The sequence below is a fragment of the Pseudarthrobacter sp. NIBRBAC000502772 genome (assembly GCF_006517235.1).
Classification (GTDB): domain Bacteria; phylum Actinomycetota; class Actinomycetes; order Actinomycetales; family Micrococcaceae; genus Arthrobacter.
On sequence record NZ_CP041188.1, the window covers coordinates 3819425 to 3839889 of the forward strand.

Sequence of the window (20465 nt, forward strand, 5' to 3'; positions counted from 1 at the left end):
CAAAGGAGCCGGGATGAGAGACCGCAACACTGGATCAGGCCAAATTGCGGCGGATTTCAACGGATGACAGCAATGGCCGGCCTCCGCTGACGGAGACCGGCCACTCACACTGTTATTCCCACTCGATGGTTCCCGGCGGCTTGCTGGTCACGTCCAGCACCACCCGGTTTACGCCTTCCACCTCATTGGTGATCCTGTTCGAAATCCGGGCAAGGAGATCGTACGGCAGGCGGGACCAGTCCGCCGTCATGGCGTCCTCGGACGAAACGGGGCGGAGCACAATCGGGTGGCCGTATGTGCGGCCGTCACCCATGACGCCCACACTGCGGACGTCGGCCAGCAGGACCACAGGCATCTGCCACACCTCGTTGTCCAGCCCGGCCGCGGTCAGCTCGGCACGCGCGATGGCGTCCGCCTTGCGGAGCAGGTCCAGGCGTTCCTGCGTGATGTCGCCGACGATGCGGATTCCCAGGCCGGGGCCGGGGAACGGCTGGCGGCCCACGATTTCCTGCGGCAGGCCCAGCTGGGCACCGACGGCGCGGACCTCGTCCTTGAACAGTGCCCGGAGCGGTTCCACCAGTTCGAACTGCAGGTCCTCGGGAAGGCCACCGACATTGTGGTGGCTCTTGATGTTCGCAGCACCTTCGCCGCCGCCGGATTCGACGACGTCCGGGTACAGCGTGCCCTGGACCAGGAACTTGATCTTCTCGCCATGGGCCGCGGCCTCGGCGATGATGGCCAGCTCGGCCTCTTCGAACGCGCGGATGAACTCGCGGCCGATGATCTTGCGCTTGGTTTCCGGATCGCTGACGCCGGCCAGGGCGGACAGGAAGCGCTCCTGCTCGTTGGCTACATACAGCTTGACGCCCGTGGCAGCAACGAAGTCGCGTTCCACCTGCTCGGCTTCGCCTTCGCGCAGCAGGCCGTGGTCTACGAACACACAGGTCAGCTGGTCGCCGACGGCCCGCTGGACGAGCGCCGCTGCAACGGCGGAGTCAACGCCGCCGGAGAGCCCGCAGATAACCCGGGCGTCGCCGATCTGCTGACGGATCCGGTTCACCTGCTCCTCGAGGATGTTCCCCGTGGTCCAGTTGGGCTCCAGCTTTGCGCCCTTGAACAGGAAGTTTTCCAGCACCTGCTGGCCATAGGCCGAGTGCTTGACCTCGGGGTGCCACTGCACGCCGTAGAGGGCCTTCTCTTCGTTGGCGAAGGCAGCCACTTCCGCGCCAGCCGTCGTCGCCAGCACTTCGAAGCCTTCGGGCGCCTCGTGTACGGAGTCGCCGTGGCTCATCCAGGTGTTCTGGTGCTGCGGCATCCCCTCAAGGACAGAGCGGCCCTCGCCGAGGATGGTGGTCTGGGTGGAGCCGTACTCGCGCAGGCCGGTCTTGTCGACCTTTCCGCCCAGCGCGTTGGCCATGGCCTGGAAGCCGTAGCAGATGCCGAAGACCGGGATTCCGGCCTCAAAGAGGTCGGCGCCGACGGAGGGTGCCCCGTCCGCGTAAACACTGGAGGGGCCACCGGAAAGGATGATGGCGGCGGGGTCCTTGGCCAGGAGCTGCTCGGTGGTGAAGGTATGCGGAACCACTTCCGAATACACATTCGCTTCCCGGACGCGGCGGGCAATCAGCTGCGCGTACTGGGCACCGTAGTCAACAACCAGCACCGGCTTCTGGGAAGTCTGGGATGCAGTGGGAGTAGTCACCGTACTAGCCTACTTTGCGCGGTTGCCCCGCCGCACATTCAGGACCGTGGGTGTGACGCAGTGAACGTCCGAGGGCGGGACTCCCCCACCGCTGCAGCGTTCAGTACCGCTGCGCGGCCTGCGGGTTCGTGGCCAGTTCGGCTTCCACCTCGGCGTGCAACTTCTTCTCCACCACGAAGGACAGGAACGGCACCACGCCGCCCAGGGCCAGGAGGATGAGCTTCATGAACGGCCACCGCATCAGCGTCCAGAGGCGGAAGTTGGAGATCAGGTACACCACGTACATCCAGCCGTGGACGATCAGCACGGCGACGGAGATGTTCGCGCCGCCCACCACCCCCTTGGGTTCGGCGTCGGCGAATCCCAGGCCGAACGGCTGGCCCGTGACGGCGTTGCTGCCGCCGGCAAACAGGTACTGGCCAAAGGCGTAACGTGCGATGAGTTCGGCGCAGAGCAGCAGCAGCATGGCACCTGTGAGGTACGCCAGCACCTTGTAGAACTTCAGGGCGGAACGGATCTGCCGTTCGGTACCGCCGAAGCGGCGCTTCTTGCCCTTGCCCTGCGCAGAATCCTGCTGGACGGCCGGTTTCGGTTCGATCATGGCTTTACCTTTTGTTGGAGCTGTTCAGAAGTTGCCGGGGTGGGCGGTGCGGGCGGAGCATCCTGGTCGTCGTCGTGTTCCTCTTCGAGGTCCCGCCGGTAGTCGTCCTTGACCAGGCGCCACCAGATAAACAGGGCGAAGCCGGCGAACACCACCCATTCGAGCGAGTAGAAGAGATTGAGCCAGTTGACCTGCTGCGCGGGCGGCTGGGGGCCGATTTCCAGGGGTTTCAGGGCGCCGTCAACTGCCGCGGCGGACAGGTCGGACCCGGCCGCCAGTTCGGAGGCTGCGGCCACGAATCCCGGGTACATGCTGACGTCCCAGTAGTTGATGAGTTCGGCAACCGACACGGCGGAAGCGCGTCCGCGTTCCGGTGCGGTGGACGGCAGCGGCGATTCTGACGGCAGCAGCCGTCCGGTCAGGTTCACAACGCCCGACGGCGGTGCGCCGGCGTCGTCGGGATCCGCCACCCAGCCGCGGGCTACTGGAATCCAGGTCTGGGGTGAAGCAGCGACGCCGGTGAGCGCGGGCGCTCCGGTCACGGCGAAGGCGGAAACCACCCAGTAGCCGTTCGCACCATTCTTCAGGCGGCCTGGCACCAGGACCTGTTTTGCGGGGTCGTAGGTTCCCTCGGCGGAGACCATCTGGTCTGACACTGAACCGGGGAAGAAGGCTCCGGGCTCAAGCGTCTCCGTCAGCATCCTGACGTCCTCGGTGGCGGGACTGACCACAACTTCGGGCTGCGTGGACCGACCGAACTGCCACTGGCTGAGCAGGACAAACACCCCGGAGACGGCGATCGCGAAGACCAGGCCTGCGATCCATCGGGGCTTAAGGGCTGTTTTCCACACGTGTTAACCGTACTTCGTTCCTCTGTAGAACAACTAAACGACCAGGTACGCGGAGGCTCCTAGTGGTCGAAGAACACCAGGCTGGAGTTGATGAGCTCGGCGATGACTTCGGCATCGTAGGCCCGCCGCAGCGACTCCCGGAAGGACTCCTTGGACAGGGACCGGGCAAGGGTAGCCAGGACTTCCAGGTGATCGGAAAACGAGCTTGCAGGAGTGGCGATCAGCAGAATAACCGTGGCCGGACCGTCGGCGGCACCGAAGTCCAGGGAGTGGCCGTACTTGGTGATGCCCACGGCGATGGAGGTCCGCGAGACGAATTCGCTGCGGGCGTGCGGGAGGCCGATCCCGCCCGGCAGGCCGGTGGCGAGCTGGTGTTCGCGGGCGTTGACGTGTTCCAGGAACCGCGGGAGGTCTGTGACCCGCCCGGCGGCGAAGAGGCGTTCTGCCAGTTGCGCCGCGGCGTCCGACTTGTCCGTTGCCTCCAACTCCAGAATCACCAAGTCGGAGGTGGTGAGATCGGCATCGTACCGGTCAAGTGGTTCCGCCAAGGCGTGTCCCTTCAGTCAGGAGAATTGCTGGTGTGCGGTGCCGCCTCAGCGCAAAGGGACGATGTCCTCCACGCCCAGCCGTGCGGCGTCGGCGGATTCGTCGTCCGGCTGCTGCTGGCTCAGCCGTTCAGCTTCAACGCGTGCTATGTAGTGCTTTATTTCGCTTTCACGCTGTACATCGCTCCAGCCAAGGACTTCGCCCATCAGTTTAGCGACAACCGGCACCGCCGACACGCCACGGTCCCAGGCCTCGATGGAGATGCGGGTCCGCCGGGTCAGGACGTCATGGACATGCCGGGCGCCCTCGTGGGTTGCGGCGTAGACGGCTTCGGCCTGCAGGTAGTCGTCAGCACCGGGCAACGGCTCCGCCAATTCAGGATTCCGGGCGATGATGTCCAGCACCTCCGGAGTCATGGACCCGTAACGGTTGAGCAGGTGCTCTACCCGGGCCACGTGCACGCCGGACTCTTCAGCGGTCCGGCTTCGGCGGTTCCAGGCCGCCTTGAAGCCGCTGGCGCCCAGCAGCGGAATGGTTTCGGTGCAGCTCGCCGGGACCCGCTCATCCATGGTGCGGGTGGCCTCGTCCACGGCATCCTTGGCCATAACCCGGTAGGTGGTCCATTTGCCGCCGGCCACCACCACCAGGCCCGGTACGGGGTGGGCCACGATGTGTTCACGGGACAGTTTCGCCGTGGAATCGTTCTCCCCTGCCAGGAGCGGACGCAGTCCGGCGTAGACGCCTTCAACATCCTCCCTGGTCAGCGGGCGTTTCAGGACCCGATTGACGTGCTCGAGGATGTAGTCGATGTCCTTGCTGGAGGCCGCCGGGTGGGCCTTGTCGAGGTTCCAGTCGGTGTCTGTGGTGCCGATGATCCAGTGCCGGCCCCACGGAATGACGAAGAGCACGGACTTTTCCGTACGCAGGATCAGACCCACCGTGGACTGGAACCGGTCGCGGGGCACCACCAAGTGGATCCCCTTGGACGCCCGGACCTTCAGCTGCCCGCGGTCGGTGACCATGGCCTGGGTTTCATCGGTCCACACGCCGGTGGCGTTGATGACCTGCTTGGCTTTGATGTTGAATTTCGAACCGTCTTCGTGGTTGACCACTTTGGCCCCCACCACGCGCTCACCTTCACGCAGGAAGTCCACCACCGCCATCTGGTTCACCGCATGGGCGCCGTAGTGCACCGCCGTCCGGACGAGGTTTGCCACGTACTTGGCGTCATCCACCTGGCCGTCGTAGTAGCGGATGGAGCCCACAAAGGCGTCTTTTTTCAGGCTGGGGGCAGCCCTGAGGGTGCCCCGCCTGGTGAGGTGTTTGTGGAACGGCACACCGCGGCTGTGCCCGCCCGTAATGGACATGGCGTCATACAGGGCGATCCCGGCCCCCACATAGGGCCGTTCGAAGAACGGTTTGGTCAGCGGATACAGGAACGGCACCGGCCGGGCCAGGTGCGGGGCCAGGACCGAAAGAATCAGGCCACGTTCGTGCAGCGCTTCCTTAACCAGCCCAAAATCCAGCATCTCCAGATAGCGCAGGCCGCCGTGGATCAGCTTGGATGACCGTGACGACGTGCCGGCCGCCCAGTCGCTGGCCTCCACGATCCCCACGGTGAGGCCGCGGGTCACGGCATCCAGCGCCGCACCGGCGCCCACGATGCCGCCGCCGACGATCAGGATGTCCAGTTCGTTGCCGGGTTCCGAGGTGGCCCTGAGCCTGGCGATCGATGCTTCCCTGGCCGCAGGCCCCAGGACCCCGCCTTCGTTTGGAACAGTGTTCACGGAACGCCTCCCTTGCCGCTGCTGCCGGTGGTAAAACCACAGTACTTCCTTGCCGCACAGTTGGGCAGGGCGGGTTCAGCGGGAGGGATCCCGTCAGGGGTCGTCGGCCGCCTGTTAGTAAGGGGCTGTCAGTTGCCCGTGTACGGAGAAACTACGACGTCGACGCGCTGGAATTCCTTCAGGTCCGAATAGCCGGTGGTCGCCATCGAACGGCGGAGTGCGCCGATCAGGTTGGATGTGCCGTTGGTGTGGTGGCCGGGCCCGAAGAGCACCTCTTCGAGCGGTCCGACGGTGCCGACGTTGGCGCGGTCTCCGCGGGGCAGTTCGAGGTGGTGGGCCTCCTGGCCCCAGTGCCAGCCCTTGCCGGGTGCCTCTTCGGCCCGGGCGAGGGCGCTGCCCAGCATCACGGCGTCGGCGCCCATGGCAATTGCCTTGACGATGTCACCCGAGGTGCCCATGCCGCCGTCGGCAATTACATGGACGTACCGTCCGCCGGATTCATCCATGTAGTCACGGCGGGCGGCCGCGACGTCGGAGATGGCGGAGGCCATAGGCGAGTGGATCCCCAGGGCGCGCCGCGTGGTGGCGGTGGCTCCGCCGCCGAAGCCGACCAGGACGCCGGCGGCTCCGGTGCGCATCAGGTGCAGGGCGGGCGTGTAGCCGGCCGCGCCGCCCACAATCACGGGGACGTCCAGTTCGTAGATGAACTGCTTGAGGTTCAGGGGTTCGTGGTCTTTCGACACGTGCTCGGCTGACACGGTGGTCCCGCGGATCACAAAGATGTCGACGCCGGCGGCCACCACGGTCTTGTAGTGTTCCTGGGTGCGCTGCGGGGTCAGCGAGCCGGCAACCGTCACGCCGGCGGCGCGGATCTCCGCCAGGCGGGACGTGATCAGTTCCGGCTGGATGGGAGCGCGGTAGAGCTCCTGCATACGGCCGGTTACCGCAGGGCTGTTGACCTCGTCTTCGAGGGCGCCGATCTCGTCAAGGATGGGCTGCGGGTCCTCGTAGCGGGTCCAGAGGCCCTCAAGGTCCAGCACGCCGAGCCCGCCCAGCCGGCCCAAGGCGATGGCCGTCTCAGGGGACATGGCCGAATCCATCGGGGCTGCAATCACGGGCATGTCGAACTTGTAGGCATCGATCTGCCAGGAGACCGACACGTCCTTGGGGTCGCGGGTACGACGGTTAGGGACAATCGCAATGTCATCCAGGGAGTAGGCACGACGCCCACGCTTGCCACGGCCAATCTCGATCTCGTAAGTCACGTGACCACTTTACTTGACCACGCGGGATGCGGTGGGGCGCCTCCTCTTGGGCTCATCCTGAAACTGATAGTCAACACTTTATTGACATGTTTTGTCAACCATTTACAAGTTTTGAAAATACCTTTATGTTTACTCTCGGTTACCACCTGATCCACCACGTGACCACCCATCACTCCCCTTTATACGGGCCACACCTGTGCCCGTTCCGAGAAAGAAGCCCCTATGGGACGTTCATCAATCAAGCGCCACCGCATCCTGGCCCTGTCACTCGCCGCAGCAGTCGGCACCCTGGCCTTCACCGGTTCGCCGGTCTTCGCCACCCCCGAAGACGGTGACGGCACTGCAGCAGCGCCGGCCGCTGTCCAAGGCACTGCGGTGCACGACGTTGCCGCCGGAGAGGCCTACACGAAGTTCATCGTCGAATTCAAGGAGACCACCGCGAACGCCACCCCGAACGGCCGCGCCAATGCCTGGGGCAAAGCAGCCAAGTCACAGGGCGTGAAGGTGCATGAACTCCGCACCCTGGCCACGGGCGGAACGCTGATCGAGGCGGACAGGGCCCTGTCCGGGCAGGCTGCCGAAGACTTCATGGCCGAGATTGCGGCGTCCGGATCGGTCGACTACGTGGAACCTGACGCCCGTATGACGGTGGCTCTCACGCCCAACGACCCACGCTATGGCGAGCAGTGGGATTTCACGGGCACCAACGGCATGCGGGTCCCCGGGGCTTGGGACGTTGCCACCGGCACCGGCGTGACGGTGGCCGTGATCGACACCGGAATCACGGCCCATCCGGACCTCGACGCGAATGTGCTGCCGGGCTACGACTTCGTCTCCGACGCCACGGCAGCGCGTGACGGCAACGGACGGGACGCGAATGCGCAGGACCAGGGCGACTGGTACGCCGCCGGCGAGTGCGGCCAGGCGACAGCCGGCAACAGCTCTTGGCACGGCACGCACGTCGCCGGCACCGTTGCAGCCGTGACCGGCAATGCCACCGGCGTGGCGGGCGTCGCACCCAACGCCAAAGTGGTTCCGGTACGCGTCCTGGCCAAATGCGGCGGGTCACTGTCCGACATTGCAGATGCGATTATCTGGTCGGCCGGCGGCACCGTCCCGGGCATCCCGGCCAACGCCAATCCAGCCACTGTCATCAACATGAGCCTGGGCGGGTCCGGTGCCTGCGGAAGCACGTACCAGGCAGCCATCAACTCCGCAGTTTCGCGGGGGGCCACCGTGGTGGTGGCGGCCGGCAACAGCAACCAGGATGCTTCCGGATTCCGCCCGGCCAACTGCAGCAGCGTTGTGAGCGTGGCCGCCAGCAACCCGAGCGGCAGCCTCTCCTACTACTCCAACTACGGCTCCACGGTTGACCTGACCGCACCCGGCGGCGACGTCCGCGTAGCAGGCGGCGGAATCCTCTCCACTATCAACACCGGTACCTCCACACCGGGCTCCGCCGGCTACGCCAGCTACCAGGGAACGTCCATGGCAGCTCCGCACGTGGCCGGGCTGGCCGCACTCATGAAGTCCAAATCGTCCACGCTTACGCCGGCCCAGGTGGAGTCCACGCTCAAGCAGGGAACCCGGGCAATGCCGGGCGGCTGCACCACGGGCTGCGGCACAGGGCTCTCGGACGCCACCAAGACCATGGGCCTGCTGGGCGGGGCCACTCCCCCGCCGTCCGGCAACCTGCTGCTGAACCCGGGCTTCGAATCGGGCGCAGCCTCCTGGACCTCGGACCACGCCGACACGTTCGAGACCGGAACGAACGCCAGGACCGGTTCCGGCTTCGCCGGCCTCAACGGCTGGGGCCAGGCAACGTCCTACATGCTCGACCAGGCGTTTGCAGTCCCGTCCACGGTGGCCACCGCGTCGCTGTCCTTCTACCTGAAAGTGCAGTCGGACGAGACCACATCCAGCGCGGCCTATGACACCCTGAGGGTTCAGGCGGTCAGCAACGGTGTGACCACCACGCTGGCCACTTACTCCAACCTCAACGAGTCCGCCGGCTATCTGCAGAAGCAGCTGGACCTCTCCGCCTACAAGGGCAAGAGCGTGACCCTGCGCTTCCTGGGTGTTGAGGACTCGTCGCTGGGGACGTACTTCTACCTCGATGACACGGCGGTGACCACCTCTTAGCCTGGGGGCCGCACGAATCCGGGACCGCCGGCCACGCCTTGCAGCGCGGCCGGCGGTTCCTGCGTGGAGTGCGTGTCCCTAGGCCCTGCCGCCGTCAGACGCCCTCGGCTTCCTCCACCGTCAGCTGGGATTCGAACATCCTGAAGTAGCGGCCCCGCAGCGCCACCAGTTCCTTGTGGGTGCCCTGTTCCACAATCCGCCCGTCCTCGAGCATGTAGACAATGTCGGCCTTTTCAATGGTGGCAAGCCGGTGGCTGATGGCAATGATGGTGCTGCTGCGGTCCGCGAAAAGCCGGGTGAAGATCCGGTGCTCGGCCAGTGCGTCGATAGCGGACGTCGGCTCGTCCATGACCATGAAGGTGGCGTTGCGGTAGAAATTCCGGGCCATCGCGAGCCGCTGCCACTGGCCGCCGGAGAGCCCGCTCCCCTTCCGGCCGCGCGGATCCTCCATCCAGTTGCTGACGTAGTTGTCCAAGCCGTTGGGCAGCTTGTTGATGAACTCCAGCGCTTCGGCGTCGCTGGCTGCCTGGCGGATCCGTTCGTCGTCACGGGGCGGGTCCACATCGCCAAAGCGGATGTTGTCGGCAGCTGTGGCGAATTCGTACTTGAGGAATTCCTGGCTCAGGACGGCCAGGTGGCGGTGCCAGGACTTAACGTCGACGGCGGCGAGGTCGACGCCGTCGAGCATTACCTGCCCCGAATCCGGACGGTAGAGGCCGGCGAGGATCCGGATCAGCGTGGATTTCCCCGCCCCGTTCTCACCTACGACGGCGATGTGCTGGCCTTCGCGGATGGTCATGCTGATGCCGCGGATCACCTCGGTGTCGCCGCCCGTGTAGGTGAAGCGGATGTCCCGCAGTTCCACGGTCTTGGGCGCCTGGAGCAGCGGCGGTGAATGGTCCGAATGCACCGGCATTGCCATGAACAGCTCGTAGTCCTTGAGGTTGGCGAGATCCTCGTCGATCGAGCTGAGGGAGGACACCAGGCTGTTGGCTGTGGAAAGTGCGCGGCTGACGATCTGCTGGACATAGAGAAACTGGCCAACGGGCTGGGCGCGGTCGATGATCTGGCCCACCACCCAGATCAGGGAGATCACCTCGGCGCCGTACTGCAGGGCGTCGGCGGCGAGCTGCTTGGGGATGTAGCGCTTCTGGAAGTCCAGGCGGCGCCGCTCATCAGCATCCCGCAGCCGGGAGCGGAGGTCCATCAGGTAGCCCACGATCCCGTAGAGCCGCATTTCGGCGATGTGCTGGGGGCGGAGCAGGTTGGTTTCGATCATCCGCCGTTGCCGGCGGGAGTCCACCTGGGTGTTCCAGTGGGCGATCTGTTCGCGCGAGAGCTTGAACTGGAGGTAGACGCTGGGCACAATCGCCACCAGGACGATCACGGCGATCCACCAGCTGACCAGCAGCAGGGCCCCCACGGCCAGGATCACGGAGACCAACTGGGTGAAGATGGCCGCGATCCTGTCCAGCACGCGGGCATAGGAATCGGAAAACCGTTTGGCCCGGTCGTAGAGGTCCACGGTTTGCTTATCGTCATAGCGCCAGAACTCCAGCGCCAGGAAGCGCTCGTACATCTGGTCGCCCACGATGGCGCCCACCTTGAAGCTCATGAGCTGCTGGATGTAGCGGTCCACGCTGCTGAAGCCGCCCCAGAGTAGCCCGAGGGCAGCCGTGATGATGACGTACACAATGGCCTGTTGGCCTGCTGCGGAATCACCGGCGTAGGCGGCCGCCAGCGCCGTGGTGGTCAGCGCTGCGAAGTACGTGGTCACCAAAGGCAGCGTCGCCGAAATGAGCGAACCGATTACTTTCATGACGACGGCGGCCGGCGAGGCCCGGAAGCTGACCCGCAGCACCTGCGCCACGGCCCGGGCGTAGGGCCGCAGCGCCAACCGCCGCTGAGGGTCCTTTTTTGGGTTCAGTTCGGCGGGATGGCGTGGTTGGGACATGGCTCCAACGCCGGGGACTAGCGCGAACCGTAGTTCGGGGCCTCCACGGTCATCTGGATGTCGTGCGGGTGTGATTCCTTGAGGCCGGCCGGGGTGATGCGGACGAACTTGCCGCGGACCTTGAGCTCCGGAATGGTGGGCGCACCGGTGTAGAACATGGTCTGGCGGAGGCCGCCCACCAGCTGGTACGCCACCGAGGCGAGCGGGCCGCGGTAGGCGACGCGGCCTTCGATGCCCTCGGGGATGAGCTTGTCATCACCGGAGACATCCGCCTGGAAGTAACGGTCTTTAGAGTAGGACGTGTTCTTGCCGCGGGACTGCATGGCGCCCAGCGAGCCCATGCCGCGGTAGCTCTTGAACTGCTTGCCGTTGACGAAGATGAGCTCGCCCGGGGACTCATCGCAACCGGCCAGGAGGGAACCCAGCATGACGGTGTCGGCGCCCGCGACCAGCGCCTTGCCGATGTCGCCCGAGTACTGCAGGCCGCCGTCGGCGATCAACGGCACGCCGGCCGGGATGGCTGCCTTGGCGGACTCGTAAATGGCGGTGATCTGCGGGACGCCCACGCCGGCCACCACGCGGGTGGTGCAGATGGAGCCGGGGCCGACGCCCACCTTGATGCCGTCGGCACCGGCGTCGATCAGTGCCTGGGCGCCTTCGCGGGTGGCGGCCTGGCCGCCGATGATGTCCACGTGCGCTGCTACGGGATCGGACTTCAGGCGGCGGATCATGTCCAGCACACCCTGGGAGTGGCCGTTGGCCGTGTCAACGAACAGTGCGTCGACGCCGGCGTCCACCAGTGCCATGGCGCGCTCCCAGCCGTCACCGAAGAAGCCGATGGCTGCACCGACGCGGAGCCTGCCCTCGTCATCCTTGGTGGCCAGTGGGTACTGCTCGGCCTTGGTGAAGTCCTTGGTGGTGATAAGGCCCTTGAGCCGGCCCTGCTCGTCAACGAGCGGAAGCTTTTCGATCTTGTTCGTGGCCAGCTTGTGGGAGGCTTCCTCACGGCTGATGCCAACATGCCCGGTGATCAGCGGCATCTTGGTCATTACGTCGCTGACCAGCCGCAGCGGGAAGTCGGCTTCGGGCACAAAGCGGGTGTCGCGGTTGGTGACAATACCGAGGAGCCGCATGCCCTCGTCCACAACGGGGAGGCCGGAGACCCGGTACTGCGAACAGATCTCATCGAGCTCCGCGAGCGTGGCCTCAGGGCCGATGGTCAGCGGGTTGGTGATCATCCCGGATTCGCTGCGCTTTACGCGGTCCACCTGATCCGCCTGGTCCTGGATGGACAGGTTTCGGTGGATGACACCCAGGCCGCCCTGGCGTGCCATGGCAATCGCCATCCGGGATTCGGTGACCGTGTCCATGGCGGCGGACAGCAGCGGTGTGTGAACGGTGATCCGCTTGGAAATCCGCGAAGACGTGTCAGCCTCAGACGGGATGACGTCCGTGTGGCCCGGAAGGAGCAGGACGTCGTCGTAGGTCAGGCCGATGAAGCCGAAAGGATTGTGCTCGGGCTGGGTCATGAGTGCGCCTCTTACCTTGGTTACGGGTTCACGGGTAGGGGTTGCAGCTAATGACCAGCCCGTCATTACGGGACTGGTCCGTGCAGGGCCTTAGTACATTCGCGTGCCTCATGCGCGGTCACCGCGCAGAAAGCTTTGAGTAAATATTAGAACCTCCACGCCGATCCCCCTATTCCGCGAGCACATTGTGAGCAACGGCACCCAATAACCGAAAGCCGCGTGTCAGTTCCAGCCCGTCGCCGAAAGCAGCCGCTCCTCAAACATGGGAATCATGCTTTCCACATACGTCCGGCTCAGGTGGTTGTCGTCCTTGTACACGTAGACGTTGCCTACCACGGCCGGGCAGATGCCGCCGGCGCAGATGAAGTCGCTCAGGTCCATCAGGTGCAGCCCGTCCACCTTCCCGCGGTAACTCTCCAGAGGTGACGGCTCCACCAGGGATTCGTTCAGCGGCGGGTTGCAGGCCGGGGCGTCCGCCCTGTGGCGCTGGACGCACTCGGGCATGTTGATGGTGAAGCGCGGGTTGTCCCGGATGCCGACGATCTCGATGCCGGCATCCGCGATGGGCTGGATGCCTTCGAGGTAGGCCGGCACCTCGGTCTCGAACGGGGCTTCCTCATGGGTCAGGGTGGCCACGGTGAAGACGGCATCCGGCCGGTGCTCCAGCACGTACGCTGCGCTGGCCCGGTTGTAGGCGTTGCATTCGGCAGTCCGGGTCTCGGATTCGGCGCCGAACCGGCAGGCCGGCATCAGCAGGGTGACCAGCTCCCAGCCGCGGGTTTCCGCGATGGGTGCCAAGGCGGCCAGATACTGCTGGGCATGGGAATCGCCCAGCACAACGATCCGTTTGGTGGGTTCGCCTTCGGGGAGCGCCTGCCGGCAGCCTTCAAGGACAGGGTCCCCGGTGGCATTCGCTCCCGTACAGGCCTGGTGGATTCCGGCCCAGTCGTTGTCCAGGGCGGTGGGACCAGGAATGATCCTGCCCTGCGGTGCCGGTGTTCCGGCGTTACCCGGGGTCAGCAGGGCCGCTCCCGGCGCCAGCTCGCGGGGCTGGGCGGCGGTGGCGGCTTCCTCCGCGGTGAGGCTCGTCTGCAAGACCGCCACGGGTCCGGCCAGCAGGGCGCAGCAGGCAACCACGACGACGGCGGTGCGCCAGGTGCGCACCTGCGGCCAGCGCCATTCCCGGAGGGGCTTTTCCACAAAGCGGGTGGTAAGGACGGCCAGGACCACCGAGGCGGCGATGATCGCGGCGCCCTGGATGAGAGTGGGGGCCTCAACGCCGGTAGCGGCCAGCGCCAGCACCAGGACGGGCCAGTGCCACAAATAGAGGGCGTAGGAGTTGTCACCCAGGGAAACCAGCGGCTTCCAGCCCAGGAGGCGGTCCACACCAAACCGGCTCCCGCTCTGCCCGGCCACAATGATCGCGGCGGCAGCCAGTGTGGGCCACAGTGCCACGAACCCAGGGAACGCCCGGTCCACGGTCAGCAGCAGACCACAGGAGACCATGGCCACCAGGCCGGCCCAGCCGAGCACCACACGCAGGAGTTTTCCGGGCTTCAGGTACGGCAGGGCAAGGGCCAACAGCGAGCCCAGCGCAAATTCCCAGAGCCGCGTCCGGGTGTCGAAGTAGGCGTAGGCCTGGTTTGTGGCCGTCTGGTCAATCGAGAACGCGAGCGAGGCAACGAGGACGCCGGCGAACGCGGCTGCCACCACGGCGCGGTAGCTGGCGTTGTAACGGTGCCGGAGGAGCCGCCACACAACAGCGGAAGCGGCGAAGACGAGAGGCCACAGGATAAAGACCTGTCCTTGGATGGACAAGGACCAGAAGTGCTGCAGGGGGCTCGCCGCGGCATGCTGCTGGGCGTAGTAATCCACGGCGGTATCCGCCAGCAGCCAGTTCTGCCGGTACAGCAATGCCGCCCAGGCCTGGTCCAGGATGACGGGCCAGCGGCCTTGCGGGAGGACCAGCCAGGTGCCTGCCAGGACCCCGAGGATGACAACGACGGCGGCCGGCAACAGCCGCTTGAAGAGGTGCAGCCAGTGGCGGAGGAGATTCAGGGACGCGCCGGCCTCCACCTTCCGGACGAAGGACAGCGTCAGCAGGAAGGCCGAGATCAGGAGAAAGATATCCACCCCGCCGGACACCCGGCCAAGCCACACATGGTAGGTCACAACCATCAGGACGGCGAGCGCGCGGAGGCCTTGGACTTCGGGACGGAAGGTCGGTTTCCTGGCAGGCTTCCGCTCGCCGGTCTTTGCGTCCAGCGCAGTGCGCGGAGCAGCCTCGGCTGGTGCACTGGACACAGAGGACCTCTCCAAGCGGTAAGCAAAGCATCAACCCTACGGAGCCGCACGGCCGATGGCCAATCAGGATCCTGTCCCGGGCGGCACCTCAGGTGGCCGCGCGGACAGATTCGCTGAGGGCCGAAGCCACCGGGATCCTGCCGGCCAGGTAGCGGGCATCGCGGCTTGCTCCGGGGAGAGTTGCGGACACCGCCGCGTACATGAATTCCTGGCCCAGGAAGAACAGCCCAGGGGTATCAAGTGCCACACCGCGCCGCTGCCTGGGCAGCGCGCCGCCGTCGAGCATTACCGGATCCATCCAGCCGAAGTCATCCCGGAACCCGGTGCACCAGATCACGTTTGAAACTTCCAGCCGGGTCCCGTCCGCGAGGACCGGCAGCCCGTTCTCCACCCCGGCAATCCGCGGCACAAGCCGGACGCCTGCGGCGGCCAGGTCCTTCGACTTCGTCCTGATCAGGGGCGCGGCGTGTACTTTGAAGGACGGTGCCGCTTTGCGGCCGATCGGGTTGCTGAGGGTAAGGACGTGGAGTCCGACGAACCGCACCACGGGCAGGAAGTACCGGGCCGCCGCGCGTCCGTGCTTGACGGGAATCTCACCGCCGGGCTTGCCGGCCACGATGGTGGGATGCGTCCGGGACACTTCAAGGCCAATTTCCGCTCCCGAGTTCCCCAGCCCTACTACCAGGACGGGGCCTTCCTGCAATTGCCCCAGGTTGCGGTATTCACTGGAATGGAACTGGACGACGGCGGGGTCCAGTTCCGCAGCGAAGTCCGGTATCTTCGGCGCTTGGCTGCAGCCGGTGGCCACCACCACGTTGTGCGCCTCCCAGCGCCGGCCGTTGGAAGCGGCGACAAACCGGTTCCCGTCCCGCCACAGGTGTTCGATCCGCACACTGTTGAGGACGGGCAGGTCGAACTTTGCGGCGTAGCCCTCAAGGTATCCGGCAACGTCATCCTTGCTCGGGAAGGACAGCGGGTCCGCCGGGAACGGCATTCCCGGCAGTCCGTCGTATTTTGCGGGCGTAAATACCCGCAGCGAATCCCAACGCTGGCGCCAGGCGTCGCCGGTTCTTGGATGTGCGTCCAGGATGAGGAACGTCCGGTTCTGCTCTTTCAGGTAGTGGCCCAGGGCTAGACCTGCTTGCCCGCCACCGATGATCAGCGTGTCCAGCGTTCCGGTCACACCGTTGTTGTTCATGGCTGTTCTCCTTTGATATCCGAGGGGATGGTGATGGCTGAGCCTTCCGGGGGCTGGTCCGCCCGGCTGTCCTGTCCGTCGTCCCGGTACCGGAGCCACCATGCCAGCATCAGCGCGGATGCCAGAAGGTAGGCCAGGTGCAGGGCCCAGATGGGTCCGGCGGGGAGGTTGAAAACGTACACGGAGTGGACCGCGTTGGCCACGTTGGTCAGCATCAGGTTGCTGAGGCTGTAGGAAGCCAGGTCCTTGGTCCGTGCCGCTTTGACCAGCATCGGCAGCATTCCCACGGCGAACAGCACGGTGGAAAGTGTGCCGGCAAGTACTGGAAGGTTCATGCTTTGAGGCTATGGCCGTGCCCTTGCCGGCCGCGTCGGCCAATATATGCAACTTCAGTCACCGCGCGGCTGGGTAATTCTATGTAGTCAGGACGGTCCTATGTGGGCCGTCAGCCTGCGAGCCCGTGTTCGTAGGCGTAGCTCGTGGCGGCTGCCCGGGACGTCAGGCCCAGTTTCAGGAAGATGTTGCTGATATGCCGTGCAACGGTCTTTTCGCTCAGGTACAGCTCATCCGCGATGGCCCGGTTACTTTTGCCTGTTGCCACGAACTGGAGGATTTCTGCCTCGCGCCGGGTGAGGGGCTCCGCCGCGACCCGCGTGGCCTCGCGCTCCACCATGCCTTCGTGAAGCAGCGACGCCGCCCACGCTGCTGCCGGGGCGGCGCCAAGTTCCAGGAACGCATGGTGGGCTGCCTCCAGGTACATCTGCGCGGAGGCCTCATCGCCCAGCGCACGGCAGGCACGGCCGGCCAGCGCCTGGCAGCGTGCCGCTTCGTACGGAACGCCAAGCTCCTGCCAGAGCCTCCAGGCCCGGCGCAGGGACTCCGACGCGCCCGTTGCGTCACCTGCGGCCAGGCGGACTGCGCCGTCCGCCTGGCAGGCAACGGCCTGGACCATGGGCCGTGGTGACTGCCGGGCAAAATCCGCGAGCCCGTCAGCGCCACGACGTGCAGCGTCCAGGTCTGGCACGGCAAGCTCGATTTCCACCACGGCGGGCAACAGGTTCCAGCGGGTGGCCGCGTCAGCACCGCCTGCCGCCCGGCGGATCATCTGCTGCGCCTGGCGCACGTCTCCGCGGGCCAGGGCCAGGAGGGCAAGGCCCGGTTGCGGCTCGTAGCCGCTCCGGGCGGCCTGCCGGTAGGAAGCCTCGGCGCCGTCCAGCTTGCCGGTGAGCCGCTGGATGTCACCCTGTTCGTAATAGCCTCCGTAGAGCGCCTGCGGGTCCCCCCTGGTAGACAGCCCCTGTGCGGCTGCTGCCGCCTCAAGCGCTTCAGTCCACGCTCCGTGAAGGCGGAAAAGTTGGGCCCGGTGGGACTGGCACTGGCCGCTGAAGGCCACCAGGCTGGGTTGGTCGCGGCAGCGACGGTCAAGAGCCGCGGTCCATTCCAGCGCCCTCCGAAGGTCAAAGACCAGATGGCAGTTGCCGATCACAGCACAATAGATAATTCCGGACGGGACGGGGGACAGCTCGCCCGCCGTCACGGCCACCATGACCTCGTCGAACATCCTGAGGCCCTCTTCTGCACGCCCCAGCATCAGCGTCGCCTGGCCCGAGCCCAGGAGGCCCAGCGCGGCAACGTCCCTGTCCTGGAACCGTTGGCCAAAGTCCGCAACCTGGGAGAAGACCTGCAGGGCACCTGCGGGGTCACCGCCGTAGAGCTTCCCCAGGCCCAGCGGGACGAGCAGGAGGCCTTGCACTGCGTTTGGCTCACTGAGTTCTTCGACCAGCCTCTGGCCGCGGGCGAACCAGCCGCCGGCCTGGGACTCCTCGCCCACGTTCATCAGCTGCATGCCCAGCCAAGCGGCACACCGGGCAGCGCCCGCGACATCGCCCACCCCCAGGAATTCCTCGTGGGCGCGGGTCAGGGAATCGAGGCCGGCGGTGGTGTTGCCCGCGAGGATTTCTGCGGTCGCCAGCAGCTCCAAGTCCGTTGCCGCCAGTCCGCCGCGCTGGTCGGCATTACGGAAGTTCTCGTAGGCATCGGTCCAGCGCTGCTCGCGGAACGCTGACCGGCCCAGCTCAAGGACCGTCCCAGCCGACATCTGGCCTCCTTCCGGATCCAGTCCGCCCGCGGCCGGCCTGCCTGGCCCCTGACAACCACCGGACGGGTTCGTATTAAGCGCCACGGTACGCCCGCGGCATTCCCGGCACAACAGGGAGGGCGGCAGGTGCCTCGCGGCCCTGATCCCGGTGTAACCTCCGGCGCGTCGAATGCGGCCGGCCGGAAGGATTCCTCGTCCTCCGGCTACGGACGCAGCAGCGCGCGCAGCGTCTGAATGGTGTCTGCCTCCGCCGCCGTCTTGTCGTCGCGGTAGCGCTTGACGCGTGCGAACCGAAGGGCGATTCCGCCGGGATAGCGCGAGGACTGCTGCACGCCGTCGATCGCGATCTCCACAACGGTGACGGGCTCGACCCAGACGGTGCCCGCCGTTCTCCGCACCTCCAGCTCCTGAAACCTCTCGGTCTGCCAGCGCAGCAGCACATCGGTAATGCCTTTGAAAGTCTTGCCCACCATCACGTAGCCGCCGGGTTCGCCGAACTCGCCGGCCGGGTCGAGGGCTCCCAGGTGCAGGTTCGACAGGAACCCGGTCCGCCGTCCTGACCCCCACTCGCACGCGAGCACCACCAGGTCGTAGGTGAGCACCGGCTTTACCTTGATCCAGTTGGAACCACGCCGGCCGGCCACGTAGGCCGATCCGACCGCCTTCACCACCACACCCTCATGGCCCGCGGCCAGCGCATCGCGCGAGACCCGCTCAGCAACGGCCGCATCCGCCGTGATCTCTCCCGGTATCCGGTACTCGGGGGCGATCCGCTCGAGCACGCCGATGCGCGTCGCCAGCGGTTCGTCGAGCAGGTCGCGCCCGTCGATGTGCAGCACGTCGAAGAACCACGGATGCAGCACGGTAGCGCGCGCCGCATCCGCCCCAAACCGCGACATGGTCTCCTGGAACGGTCTCGGCCCGCCGTCCTCGTCGAGGGCGAGGGTCTCGCCGTCGAGGATTACATCGCGCACCGGCAGCCCTCGCACAACTTGCACCACCTCGGGCAGCCGGTGGGTCACCTCGGCCAGGGTGCGGGTGTAGATGCGCACATCGTTGCCGACGCGGTGCACCTGGATGCGCGCGCCGTCGAGCTTGTATTCCACGGATGCCTCCCCCGTGGCCTCCAGCGCCGCGCTGGCACTGGCCGCGGTCGCGGCGAGCATGGGCTGCACGGGACGGCCGATGACGAGGCCGACAGCGTCAAGCTCGGCCGCCGTTCCCGTGATCGCAAGCAGGGCGGTCCCGCCGAGATCGCCGGAGAGCATCGCCGCGCGGCGTACGGCGTCGACGGGCCGATCGGCGGCGCGGGCAACGGCATCCGTCAGCACCCCCTCAAGCGCACCGGTACGCAGTTCACCGAGCAGCACGCCGGCGATGAAAGCCTGCTCGCGCTCGGTGGCTGCCGCCGTGAGCAACCGGAGGGTCGCGGCGCGCTCCGCGGCTGATCCTGCGCCTGCGGTGACGAGCAGCCGATCCAACGCAGCGTCGAGGTCGGCGACAGTCAGGTTCGGTTCGGCGGCCGGCTTCCCCATGGCTGCTGTCATGCCGCGCCAGCCGATCCCAACACGGCCCTGTCGCGGCCTGGCGATGAGCAGGCCGACGGCCGCCGCGATGTCCACGGGCTCGAGCCGGCGCAGCAGATCGGCCAGTGCGTCGATCTTCGCGAGTCGGGAGCGGGTCGACGCGACGGCATCCGTGGTTTTCACGAGCTCGTCTAGCAGCATGGCATCAGTCTGCCACGCCCGCCGACGCCGGACAGTGAAGAACGCTGGACAGCACCGGGACGCCGTTCCAGAATGGACGCGTGGGCATCATCGTCGCGAACCTGTTCATCACTCTCGACGGCGTCTACCAGGCGCCCGGCGGTAGCAAGGAGGACACCGAGGGCAGTTTCGCCTTCGGTGGCTGGCAGATGCCGGTGTCCGACGACGAAGCCGACGCGGCCATTGGCGCCGAGGTCGGCCGCATCGACGCCCTGCTCCTCGGCCGGAAGACCTATGACATCTTCGCGGCCTACTGGCCCCACCAGTCCGACGACATCGGCGGCACGCTCAACCGGGCGCCCAAGTTCGTTGTCTCCAGCACACTGACCGCTCCGAGCTGGGCGGGCACCACGGTGCTGCCGGATGCCGCGGCCGCGGGGCGGCTCCGCCAGGAGTACGACCAGGTACACATGTTCGGCAGCGGCGTCCTCATCCGTTCATTACTCGCGGCAGACGTGATCGACCGCCTCCACCTCTGGCTCTATCCGATCACCCTCGGGCAAGGCAAGCGCCTCTTCGACGCCGGGACTATCCCCGCCTCCTTCCGCCTCACCGAGCCGGCGCGCACCTTCCCGAAGGGGGCGGTGTCGCTGGTCTACGAGCGTGCGGGCGGTGTTGAAACGCAGGACATGCCTGGCGCGTAGGGCGGGAACGGCACGAGCTGGCCGAAAAGCACAAAAACCGGCCCAGCCGAAGCTGGACCGGTTCTTTGTGCAGAGACT

15 protein-coding genes are annotated in these 20465 nt (G+C 66.2%); 2 read left to right on the top strand and 13 right to left on the bottom strand.

All coding sequences use genetic code 11. The features are described 5' to 3' along the window. Nucleotides 1-112: 112 nt before the first annotated feature. The 6 genes from guaA to NIBR502772_RS17690 form a co-directional block, all read right to left on the bottom strand. Nucleotides 113-1702: a glutamine-hydrolyzing GMP synthase gene (gene guaA / locus NIBR502772_RS17665; RefSeq protein WP_141141156.1), complete on the bottom strand. Its 1590-nt coding sequence runs from the start codon at nt 1700-1702 to the stop codon at nt 113-115. A gap of 100 nt (nt 1703-1802) precedes the next feature. Continuing rightward, nucleotides 1803-2303, bottom strand: coding sequence for a DUF3817 domain-containing protein (locus NIBR502772_RS17670; protein ID WP_141141157.1), 501 nt, complete (start codon nt 2301-2303; stop codon nt 1803-1805). Beyond that, nucleotides 2300-3154 (bottom strand): SURF1 family protein, encoded by an 855-nt coding sequence (locus NIBR502772_RS17675; protein ID WP_141141158.1) that lies wholly within the window; start codon nt 3152-3154, stop codon nt 2300-2302. Before NIBR502772_RS17675 ends, NIBR502772_RS17670 begins: the two co-directional genes overlap by 4 nt. 59 nt (nt 3155-3213) lie before the next feature. Then, nucleotides 3214-3702: a PTS sugar transporter subunit IIA gene (locus tag NIBR502772_RS17680; protein WP_141141159.1), complete on the bottom strand. Its 489-nt coding sequence runs from the start codon at nt 3700-3702 to the stop codon at nt 3214-3216. A 45-nt stretch (nt 3703-3747) separates the two neighbouring features. Continuing rightward, nucleotides 3748-5487 (bottom strand): glycerol-3-phosphate dehydrogenase/oxidase, encoded by a 1740-nt coding sequence (locus NIBR502772_RS17685; RefSeq protein WP_104062561.1) that lies wholly within the window; start codon nt 5485-5487, stop codon nt 3748-3750. A gap of 128 nt (nt 5488-5615) precedes the next feature. Next, entirely contained in the window at nt 5616-6752 is a 1137-nt protein-coding gene (locus NIBR502772_RS17690) for a GuaB3 family IMP dehydrogenase-related protein (protein WP_104062562.1), read from the bottom strand. Between the two features lie 222 nt (nt 6753-6974). On the opposite strand from NIBR502772_RS17690, the gene NIBR502772_RS17695 reads away from it, so the two are divergent. Then, complete coding sequence (locus NIBR502772_RS17695; RefSeq protein WP_141141160.1) at nt 6975-8894, top strand: S8 family peptidase; 1920 nt, start codon at nt 6975-6977, stop codon at nt 8892-8894. A 94-nt stretch (nt 8895-8988) separates the two neighbouring features. Here NIBR502772_RS17695 and NIBR502772_RS17700 read toward each other — a convergent pair whose 3' ends face one another. The 7 genes from NIBR502772_RS17700 to NIBR502772_RS17730 form a co-directional block, all read right to left on the bottom strand. Then, complete coding sequence (locus NIBR502772_RS17700; protein WP_141141161.1) at nt 8989-10848, bottom strand: ABC transporter ATP-binding protein; 1860 nt, start codon at nt 10846-10848, stop codon at nt 8989-8991. A gap of 17 nt (nt 10849-10865) precedes the next feature. After that, complete coding sequence (gene guaB, locus NIBR502772_RS17705) at nt 10866-12377, bottom strand: IMP dehydrogenase (protein WP_104062565.1); 1512 nt, start codon at nt 12375-12377, stop codon at nt 10866-10868. A gap of 222 nt (nt 12378-12599) precedes the next feature. Further along, nucleotides 12600-14642, bottom strand: coding sequence for an acyltransferase family protein (locus NIBR502772_RS17710; RefSeq protein WP_246848825.1), 2043 nt, complete (start codon nt 14640-14642; stop codon nt 12600-12602). Nucleotides 14643-14769: 127 nt separating this feature from the next. Next, nucleotides 14770-15879, bottom strand: a complete 1110-nt coding sequence (locus NIBR502772_RS17715; protein ID WP_141141163.1) for an NAD(P)/FAD-dependent oxidoreductase — start codon at nt 15877-15879, stop codon at nt 14770-14772. Continuing rightward, nucleotides 15876-16214 carry a hypothetical protein gene (locus tag NIBR502772_RS17720; protein ID WP_104062570.1) on the bottom strand — a complete coding sequence of 113 codons (339 nt, stop codon included), beginning with the start codon at nt 16212-16214 and terminating at the stop codon, nt 15876-15878. The genes NIBR502772_RS17715 and NIBR502772_RS17720 overlap by 4 nt, the downstream gene beginning before the upstream one ends. A 110-nt stretch (nt 16215-16324) precedes the next feature. Next, on the bottom strand, nt 16325-17977 hold the full coding sequence (locus tag NIBR502772_RS17725; RefSeq protein ID WP_141141164.1) for a response regulator transcription factor: 1653 nt from the start codon (nt 17975-17977) through the stop codon (nt 16325-16327). Between the two features lie 203 nt (nt 17978-18180). Beyond that, the gene (locus NIBR502772_RS17730; protein WP_141141165.1) at nt 18181-19704 is read right to left on the bottom strand and encodes an ATP-dependent DNA ligase; all 1524 of its coding nucleotides are present in this window, start codon (nt 19702-19704) and stop codon (nt 18181-18183) included. Nucleotides 19705-19784: 80 nt separating this feature from the next. Here NIBR502772_RS17730 and NIBR502772_RS17735 point away from each other — a divergent pair, with 80 nt between their 5' ends. Further along, entirely contained in the window at nt 19785-20387 is a 603-nt protein-coding gene (locus tag NIBR502772_RS17735) for a dihydrofolate reductase family protein (protein ID WP_141141166.1), read from the top strand. The last annotated feature ends 78 nt before the right edge of the window (nt 20388-20465 follow it).